10 protein-coding genes are annotated in these 8,497 nt (G+C 63.1%); 6 read left to right on the forward strand and 4 right to left on the reverse strand.

The window, feature by feature from the left end:
• Positions 1-104 precede the first annotated feature (104 nt).
• Positions 105-695, reverse strand: a complete 591-nt coding sequence (locus J4D52_RS04775) for a cysteine hydrolase family protein (protein WP_009050202.1) — start codon at positions 693-695, stop codon at positions 105-107.
• A 237-nt stretch (positions 696-932) separates the two neighbouring features.
• Here J4D52_RS04775 and prmB point away from each other — a divergent pair, with 237 nt between their 5' ends.
• The gene (prmB, locus tag J4D52_RS04780; RefSeq protein WP_009050201.1) at positions 933-1,841 is read left to right on the forward strand and encodes a 50S ribosomal protein L3 N(5)-glutamine methyltransferase; all 909 of its coding nucleotides are present in this window, start codon (positions 933-935) and stop codon (positions 1,839-1,841) included.
• Between the two features lie 52 nt (positions 1,842-1,893).
• Here the strand turns inward: prmB and J4D52_RS04785 are convergent, their stop codons facing one another.
• Both J4D52_RS04785 and J4D52_RS04790 read right to left on the reverse strand, forming a co-directional pair.
• A complete protein-coding gene (locus tag J4D52_RS04785) occupies positions 1,894-2,682 on the reverse strand; it encodes a hypothetical protein (RefSeq protein WP_102676589.1) in 789 nt (262 codons plus the stop codon).
• A 98-nt stretch (positions 2,683-2,780) separates the two neighbouring features.
• Positions 2,781-3,779 (reverse strand): alpha/beta hydrolase, encoded by a 999-nt coding sequence (locus J4D52_RS04790; protein ID WP_169914954.1) that lies wholly within the window; start codon positions 3,777-3,779, stop codon positions 2,781-2,783.
• Positions 3,780-3,875: 96 nt separating this feature from the next.
• Here J4D52_RS04790 and aroC point away from each other — a divergent pair, with 96 nt between their 5' ends.
• The 5 genes from aroC to mtnC all read left to right on the forward strand — a co-directional run bounded on the left by aroC (position 3,876) and on the right by mtnC (position 8,100).
• On the forward strand, positions 3,876-4,967 hold the full coding sequence (gene aroC, locus J4D52_RS04795; RefSeq protein WP_063432614.1) for a chorismate synthase: 1,092 nt from the start codon (positions 3,876-3,878) through the stop codon (positions 4,965-4,967).
• Positions 4,968-5,001: 34 nt separating this feature from the next.
• On the forward strand, positions 5,002-6,150 hold the full coding sequence (locus J4D52_RS04800; protein WP_102676590.1) for an MFS transporter: 1,149 nt from the start codon (positions 5,002-5,004) through the stop codon (positions 6,148-6,150).
• Complete coding sequence (locus J4D52_RS04805; RefSeq protein WP_025805579.1) at positions 6,147-6,767, forward strand: methylthioribulose 1-phosphate dehydratase; 621 nt, start codon at positions 6,147-6,149, stop codon at positions 6,765-6,767. Before J4D52_RS04800 ends, J4D52_RS04805 begins: the two co-directional genes overlap by 4 nt.
• 99 nt (positions 6,768-6,866) lie before the next feature.
• A complete protein-coding gene (locus J4D52_RS04810; protein ID WP_009050195.1) occupies positions 6,867-7,412 on the forward strand; it encodes an acireductone dioxygenase in 546 nt (181 codons plus the stop codon).
• 4 nt (positions 7,413-7,416) lie between these two features.
• The gene (gene mtnC, locus J4D52_RS04815; protein ID WP_102676591.1) at positions 7,417-8,100 is read left to right on the forward strand and encodes an acireductone synthase; all 684 of its coding nucleotides are present in this window, start codon (positions 7,417-7,419) and stop codon (positions 8,098-8,100) included.
• A 113-nt stretch (positions 8,101-8,213) separates the two neighbouring features.
• Here the strand turns inward: mtnC and J4D52_RS04820 are convergent, their stop codons facing one another.
• Complete coding sequence (locus J4D52_RS04820; protein WP_025805576.1) at positions 8,214-8,492, reverse strand: DUF3509 domain-containing protein; 279 nt, start codon at positions 8,490-8,492, stop codon at positions 8,214-8,216.
• Between the last annotated feature and the right edge of the window lie 5 nt (positions 8,493-8,497).

Here is an 8,497-nt window from a genome sequence, read left to right on the forward strand (position 1 = left end):
CCTTCGACCGAAAGATGACCGGGTGGTTCCTGAGGCTAAGGCAATTACGGCAAATGAGAGGCTTTTACGGATGAGCGGCCCGTGGACCGCTCATTGCGGGGCGATCAGATCAGATCTTTGGTCAGGGCGAGGGTGGCGAAGTTGTCCGCCATGATGGCCATTTCGGTCTGCTGCACGTGCTCGGCGCTGAGGATGCCGCCCTTGTAGGGCAGGTCGCGGGTGGCGCAGGCGTCTTCCACCAGGGTGCAGCGAAAGCCCAGGTTCTTCGCCGCGCGCACGGTGGTGCTGACACTGGAGTGGCTCATGAAACCGCAGACGATCAGGTCCAGGGAACCCAGGTCCTGCAGGCGCTTTTCCAGCTCGGTGCCATGGAAGGCGCTCGGCAGCAGCTTGCCGATGATGGTCTCGTCGCCCTGGGGTTCGAGGCCGGGGATGAATTCACCGCGCTCGCCCTGGGGGTCGAACAGACCGCCGACGGTGCCGAGGTGGCGCACGTGCACAACCGGGCGGCCGGCGGAGCGGGCGGCAGCGACCAGTTGCTTGATGTTGGCGACCGCGGCGTCCATGCCGGACAGGGCCAGCGGACCGCTGAGGTACTCTTTCTGGGCGTCGATGATCACAAGGGTCGCGTGGCTCAAATTAGCCGCTGCATAACCACGACCGCTGAGTTGAAACATCGTCTTTGGAACGGACATTCTGGGGCTCCTGTGAGTGGGGCTTTTGCGACATTGTCCTCTGGCGGAGCGCTTCTGTGAATCGCTACTAACGTAAGGTGCGTGGTTGCTGGCCTACAGCCCTGTCAAGGGGTATGGGGAATCGGGCCGAATGTGGGGAAAAGCGCCTGGACGCCCCGTAGACTCAGATTTTTCATGCGTCGTCCTCAGACGTTTTGGCTGTTAGAATCGCCAGTCGTTTTTTCAGGAGTCTGTCCCGTGATCACTTCCCGCCTGCGCACCCTGCGCGACCACATCCGTTGGGCTGTCAGCCGCTTTCATGGGGAGGATCTGTTTTTCGGCCATGGGACCGACAACGCCTGGGACGAAGCCCGCCAATTGGTACTGGGCGCCTTGCACCTGCCGTGGGAAATCGCCGACAGCTATCTGGACTGCGCGCTGGAAGACGACGAACTGGTCAACCTGCAACGTCTGCTCAAGCGTCGCATCGAAGAGCGCGTGCCGACCGCCTACCTGCTGGGCGAGGCCTGGTTCTGCGGCCTGTCGTTCATTGTCGACGAGCGGGTGCTGATCCCGCGTTCGCCGATCGGCGAGCTGATCGAAAAACGTTTCGAGCCCTGGCTGGGCGCCGAGCCTGCGCGGATTCTCGACCTGTGCACCGGTTCCGGCTGCATCGGCATTGCCTGCGCCTACGAGTTCCGCCATGCGGAAGTGGTGCTGGCCGACCTGTCGTTCGAAGCCCTCGAGGTGGCGAACCAGAACATCGAGCGCCATGGCGTCGATGAGCGGGTGTTCACGGTGCAGGGCGACGGTTTCGAGGGGTTGCCGGGCCAGCGTTTCGACCTGATCGTGTCGAACCCGCCCTATGTGGATGCCGAGGACTTCGCCGACATGCCTGAGGAGTACCAGCATGAACCGGAGCTGGGCCTGGCCTGTGGCGACGATGGCCTGAACCTGGTACGGCGCATGCTGGCCGAGGCGGCGGATCATTTGACCGAGAAGGGCCTGTTGATCGTCGAGGTCGGCAACAGCCAGGTTCACGTCGAGGCCCTGTACCCGGAAGTCGACTTCGCCTGGCTGGACTTCGAGCGCGGCGGCCATGGCGTGTTCATGCTCACCGCCGAGCAGTGCCGGCAGCACCAGGCGCTGTTCAGCTCTCGGGTCTGAGCCGCAAGCGAAGCACCAGAAAAAAGCCCGCCAATCGGCGGGCTTTTTGTTGTCAGCGGTGGGTCGCGATCCAGATCAGCAACCCGGCCTGGAACACCGCAAATGCCACCAGGCAGGTGATGGTAAAGCGCAGTCCGGTGTCTTCGCGCTTGTACTTGGCGACCTTTTCTTCGTGCTTGCGCAGTTTGACTTCCTGTTCTTCGAGGTTCTGCTCGGCCTGCTGCAGCATCTGCGCGGCTTCGAGGATCTCGACGAATTGCAGTTTTTCGGTGTTCCAGTTGACCAGCAGTTCACCGACCTGCACATCCTTGACGCTGCCCTTGAGATGCTGGGCATCGGCGTAAACCACATCGAAGCCCTGGACCCGCAGGAAATGGTCGCGCCGCAGGCGCGTGGCCTCGTTCAGCGCATCCTTGTTCGCCAGTTCGAAACCGTCCACGCGGTAGTGCGGCCATTTCTTCTGCGCCCAGCTCGCGCCCTGCGCCAGCAGAAAGCGGCCGATGCCGCGGTTCGCCGGCTCGATCTGCAGGTTTTCCGGTTCGAAGCGTACCCGACGAGTCGTGTGGTCGACCCAGACATCCAGATGGTTCTGCTCCTTGCGCACCCGTTGGCCCGGCAGCTGGAGGCTCATGCGCAACAGGCTGCGCTCCTTGTTGCTGCGCTCGGCGTAACCGAACTCGATAAAGCGCAAAGGCCGTCCGCCGGTGGCGCGATCGGTTTGCAGCGGGGCCAGGCGAAGCATCCGGTGATGCTCGGCATGGACGTCCGCCCACGGCAACGCCACGGCTTCGGGAGCGGGGTTTTCAACCTCGGTTTCGGGAGGGTTCTGGGTATCGGTCATAACGGCGAGATCCTGTCCAAGCGCTGCTTGCCGACGGCAAGTGAACGGCCGGCAAAGGCTTATCGGCCGTTTTTTTCAGGACTGGAGGGGAAAACGCGTCAACGGGCGTGAAGTCCGTCAATAAAACCGATGATGCGGCTGCCGAGTTCCGAGGCCAGGGGCAGTTGCGGGTCCTTGTAGGAGGCCAGTTGCCGCTTGACGTCGTTGGGCACGATGCGCAGGACATGGTTCATGCCCTCGATCAGCGCCAGCTGGGCGTCCGGCTTGGCGGCCTTGAGCATCTGCGCGTCGCCGACGCCGACCTGGATATCGTTGCTGCCCTGGACGATCAGCGCCGGCATTTTCAGGCGGGCGAAGGCGGCGGCCGGGTCTTGCTTGAACAGGGTGATCAGGTACGGCTGCACGCTGGGGCGGAAGATCACTTCAAGTGGCGGCGGCACGTCGGTGTCGACCCGGCCGGCCTTGAGGCTGTCGAGCAGTTCGTTGCTGCGCAGCATCAGCGGCGCCGGCAGGCGATAGCTCAGTTGCTGGCGCAGCACCTGGTCCACCGGGCGGGCGGTGCCGGAGATGGAAATCACCGCCGCCGCATCGACCTGGGGCGCCGCCAGGGTGGCGATCAGCGCGCCTTCGCTGTGGCCGAGCATGATCAATGGGCCCAGGCGCGGGTCGCTCTTGAGTTTTTTGCCCCAGGCCACGGCGTCGGCGACATAGGCGTCGAGGGTCAGGTTGCGTTCGTCCGGGGTGGCGGCAAGGCTGGCGGCCACGCCGCGCTTGTCGTAGCGCACGCTGGCGATGTTGTGTTTGGCCAGCACCCAGGCCAGGCGCTTGAGGCTGTCGTTGCGCCCGCCGTCGGGGTTGTTGCCATCGCGGTCGGTGGGGCCGGAGCCGGAGACGATCAGCACCACCGGCACTGGGGCGTCGGACTTGGGCAACAGCAGCGAGCCGTATAACTCGCCATTGCCAGTGTCCAGGCTGATGGGACGTTGCAACACGGCCGCCTGGACCAGGCCGGTGAACAGGGTAAGGCTCAAGAGAAGAACTCGCAGCATTATCACGCCATCATGGAGAAGGTGCCGGTTGGACTTCCGGGCACGGATAAGGTTCGAGGATGAACTAGTTGGGTAGCCTGCGTATACTGGCGCGCTCAGTAATCCAGATTGAGTTATTTCGGCTGACTTCATGGAGCGTCCCGCATGTCCGGCAATACCTACGGCAAGCTGTTCACTGTCACCACCGCGGGCGAAAGCCATGGACCGGCGTTGGTCGCCATTGTCGACGGCTGCCCACCGGGTCTTGAGCTGTCGCTGGACGATCTGCAGCGCGACCTGGACCGGCGCAAGCCCGGCACCAGCCGCCATACCACCCAGCGCCAGGAAGCCGATGAAGTCGAAATCCTCTCCGGCGTGTTCGAAGGCAAGACCACCGGCTGCTCCATCGGCCTGTTGATCCGCAACACCGACCAGAAGTCCAAGGACTACTCGGCGATCAAGGATCTGTTCCGCCCGGCCCACGCCGATTACACCTACCACCACAAATACGGCATCCGCGATTATCGCGGCGGCGGTCGCAGCTCGGCGCGGGAAACCGCCATGCGCGTGGCGGCTGGGGCCATCGCCAAGAAGTACCTGGCCAGCCAGGGCATCCTGGTGCGTGGCTACATGAGCCAGCTGGGCCCGATCGAAATCCCGTTCAAGACCTGGGATTCGGTGGAAGACAACGCCTTCTTCAGCCCCGACCCGGACAAGGTGCCGGAGCTGGAAGCCTACATGGACCAGCTGCGTCGCGATCAGGACTCGGTGGGGGCGAAGATCACCGTGGTCGCCGAGGGTGTGATGCCGGGCCTGGGCGAGCCGATCTTCGACCGCCTGGACGCCGAACTGGCCCACGCGCTGATGAGCATCAACGCGGTCAAGGGCGTGGAAATCGGCGCCGGTTTCGCCAGCGTCGCCCAGCGTGGCACCGAGCATCGCGACGAGCTGACCCCGCAAGGCTTCCTCAGCAACAACGCCGGCGGCATCCTTGGCGGGATTTCCTCCGGCCAGCCGATCGTCGCGCACCTGGCGCTCAAGCCAACCTCCAGCATCACCACCCCGGGCCGTTCGATCGACGTCGATGGCAACCCGGTGGACGTCATCACCAAGGGCCGTCACGACCCATGCGTCGGCATCCGCGCCACGCCGATCGCCGAAGCCATGATGGCCATCGTGCTGATGGATCACCTGCTGCGTCATCGTGGCCAGAACGCCGACGTGCGCGTCAGCACGCCGGTGCTGGGCCAGTTGTAATGGCGTCTCTGCCAGTCGCCACGGTCTGACGGCCGTGGCGGCGCTCCCGTACTGGCGGCTCTCCAGTTTCTATCTGTTCTATTTCGCCTTGCTGGGTTCGACCGCGCCTTTTCTGGCGCTGTACTTCGATCACCTGGGGTTTTCCAGCGCGCGCATCGGCGAGCTGGTGGCGATTCCCATGCTCATGCGCTGCGTGGCGCCGAACATCTGGGGCTGGCTCGGCGACTACACCGGCCGGCGCCTGGCCATTGTGCGTTTTGGCGCGATCTGCACGCTGCTGAGCTTTTCGCTGATTTTTGTCAGCAAGAGCTACGCCTGGCTGGCGATGGTCATGGCCCTGCATGCGTTCTTCTGGCATGCGGTACTGCCGCAGTTCGAAGTGATCACCCTGGCGCACCTGCAAGGCCAGACCGCCCGCTACAGCCAGATCCGCCTGTGGGGCTCGATCGGTTTCATCCTGACGGTGGTGGCGTTGGGGCGGCTGTTCGAGTGGTTGAGCCTGGACATCTACCCGGCGGCGCTGGTGCTGATCATGGCCGGCATCGTGCTCAGCAGCGCCTGGGTGCCCAATGCCCAGCCTGCGGCCCAGGGCAGTCGCTTGGCCGCCGGGGGCTTTCTTGGCCAGCTGCGTAGCCCCGGCGTCCTGGCCTTCTATGCCTGTGTGGCGCTGATGCAAATGAGCCACGGCCCTTACTACACCTTCCTGACCCTGCACCTGGAACACCTGGGTTACAGCCGCGGCTTGATCGGCTTGTTGTGGGCGCTGGGGGTGGTCGCCGAAGTCTTGATGTTCCTGGCGATGAGCTGGATTCTCTCGCGGTTTTCGGTGCGCCGGGTGCTGCTGGCGAGTTTCCTGCTGGCGGCCCTGCGCTGGCTGCTGCTGGGCGCCTTTGCCGAACATCTGTGGCTGCTGTTGTTTGCCCAGGTGCTGCATGCCGCGACTTTCGGCAGCTTTCATGCCGCGGCCATTCATTTCGTGCAACGCAGCTTCGGTGACCGCCAGCAGGGCCAGGGCCAGGCCCTGTACGCGGCCCTGGCCGGCACCGGCGGTGCGTTGGGCGCGCTGTATTCCGGCTACAGCTGGAACGCCCTGGGCGCGACATTGACCTTTAGTATTGCAAGCCTCGCAGCGCTGGCGGCAGCCGTTATCATTGCCACACGTATGCAAGAGGAGAGGCCATGAGCCTTAGCCGCGAACAGCTGGCGCAGGAAATCATCGAGGTCGGGCGCTTTCTGTATGCCCGCGGCTGGTCGCCGGCCACCAGCAGCAACTATTCCGCACGCCTGTCGCCGAGCGCGCTATTGCTCACGGTTTCTGGCAAGCACAAAGGCCAGTTGGGCCTGGATGATGTGCTGGTCACCGACCTAGCGGGCAACGGCCTGGAACCGGGCAAAAAGCCGTCGGCCGAAACCTTGCTGCACACCCAGTTGTACAGCTGGAATCCGCAGATTGGTGCTGTGCTGCATACCCATTCGGTGAATGCCACGGTGCTGTCGCGTCTGACCGCCGAGGACTTCATCGAATTCGAGGGTTACGAGCTGCAAAAGGCCTTTGCCGGCATTTCCAGCCACGAGTCACGGCTGCGGGTGCCGATTTTCGACAACGATCAGGACATCGCCCGGCTGGCGACCAAGGTCCAGCCCTGGCTCGACGCCCATGCCGATTGCGTCGGCTACCTGATTCGCGGTCATGGCCTTTACACCTGGGGCGCGAGCATGAGTGACGCACAGCGCCAGATCGAGGCCTTCGAGTTCCTGTTCGAGTGTGAGTTGAAGACTCGCGCCCTGTTAAACCGTTAAGGCTTTCTTCGACTGAAGTAGCCACCGCCTGATGACATGCACTGCCTGACCGGCCTGGAAAAAGCCGGAGGGCATTGCCGATAACGAGGAATTGCCAAGATGAGCAGCCTGTCCGTTTACCACGTATCCAGCCCGGACCTGCCGAACAAGGTGCTGACCCATTTCGACGACATCGCCGCGACCCTGGCCGAGCAGGGCGTGCGTTTCGATCGCTGGCAAGCCGCCACCAGGATCCAGCCGGGCGCCAGCCAGGAGGAAGTGATAGGCGCCTATCAGGAACAGATCGACCGCCTGATGACCGAACGTGGCTACATCACCGTCGATGTGATCAGCCTGAACAGCGATCACCCGCAGAAGGCCGAGCTGCGCGCCAAGTTCCTCGATGAGCACCGGCATGCCGAGGACGAGGTGCGCTTTTTCGTCGCCGGTCGCGGTCTGTTCAATCTGCACATCGGCGACTACGTGTACGCCGTGCTGTGCGAGAAGAACGACCTGCTTTCGGTGCCGGCCGGTACCGCGCACTGGTTCGACATGGGCGAGAACCCGTACCTGGTGGCGATCCGCATGTTCAATAACCCAGAAGGTTGGGTCGCCAACTTCACCGGTTCCGATATCGCCAGCCAGTTCCCGCTTCTGGAGGATTGAGCGGATGCCGATCAAGGCCATTCTCACCGACATCGAAGGCACCACCAGCGCGGTGAGTTTTGTCTTCGAGGTGCTGTTCCCCTACGCGGTGCAGCAACTGCCGGACTTCGTGCGCAAGCACGCCACCCGGGCCGATGTCGCCGAGCAGTTGCAGGCGGTGCGCGAGGCAAGCGGCGAGCCGGCGGCGGATGTCGAGCGGGTGATCGAGATTCTGCTGGGCTGGATCGCGGAAGATCGCAAGGCCACGTCACTCAAGGCGTTGCAAGGCATGGTCTGGGAGCAGGGGTACCGGGCCGGGCAGCTCAAGGGCCATGTCTACCCGGATGCGGTGGCGGCGTTGCAGCACTGGCATCAGTCTGGTTACCGGTTGTACGTCTATTCGTCGGGCTCGATCCAGGCGCAGAAGCTGATTTTCGGTCGTTCCATTGCCGGGGACCTGACGCCGCTGTTCAGCGGTTTTTTCGACACCACCTCGGGGCCGAAACGGGAGATGCAGTCTTACCAGCGCATTACCCAGGCCATCGGCTGTGCGCCTGAACAGATTCTCTTTCTGTCCGATATCGTCCAGGAGCTGGATGCGGCCCAGTCCGCCGGCCTGGCCACCTGCGGCCTGGTGCGCGAAGGTGGGGAACTGGCGGGGCATGCGAATGTGGCGAGCTTTGCCGATATCGATCCGCGGAGTTTCTGAAACCAATCAGGCCGTGTCAGCGCAAGGCTGGCACGGCCTGAATGGGGCTATCCATATTGGTGGGGCTATCCGTCATATATCCGTTGTCACCGCGAATCCACAGCGGTGCGGATTTAAACCGAGTGATACGTCGGCAGGGCAAAACGGTTCTGGCTTTGCAGCAGGGAAATCTGCGGCAATTCGCTGGCCTGCTCGGCCAAGTCGCGACGCAACGCACTGATCACCCACGACAGCTGATCGCCCGCATGCAACTGTGCATAAGAGATCGAGCGCTTGAGCTGTTTACCTTCACTGTTGCGCAGCGTCAGCAGGATGCCGCCATCGGGACGTGGCTGAGTGGTCACTTCGTAGTTGGAGAACAGGGAAGCGAATTTTTCTTGGATCAGGCTCATGTCTA

Origin of the sequence: Pseudomonas sp. GW460-12-10-14-TSB1, assembly GCF_017349775.1 — a bacterium.
In the GTDB taxonomy this organism is placed as follows: domain Bacteria; phylum Pseudomonadota; class Gammaproteobacteria; order Pseudomonadales; family Pseudomonadaceae; genus Aquipseudomonas; species Aquipseudomonas piscium.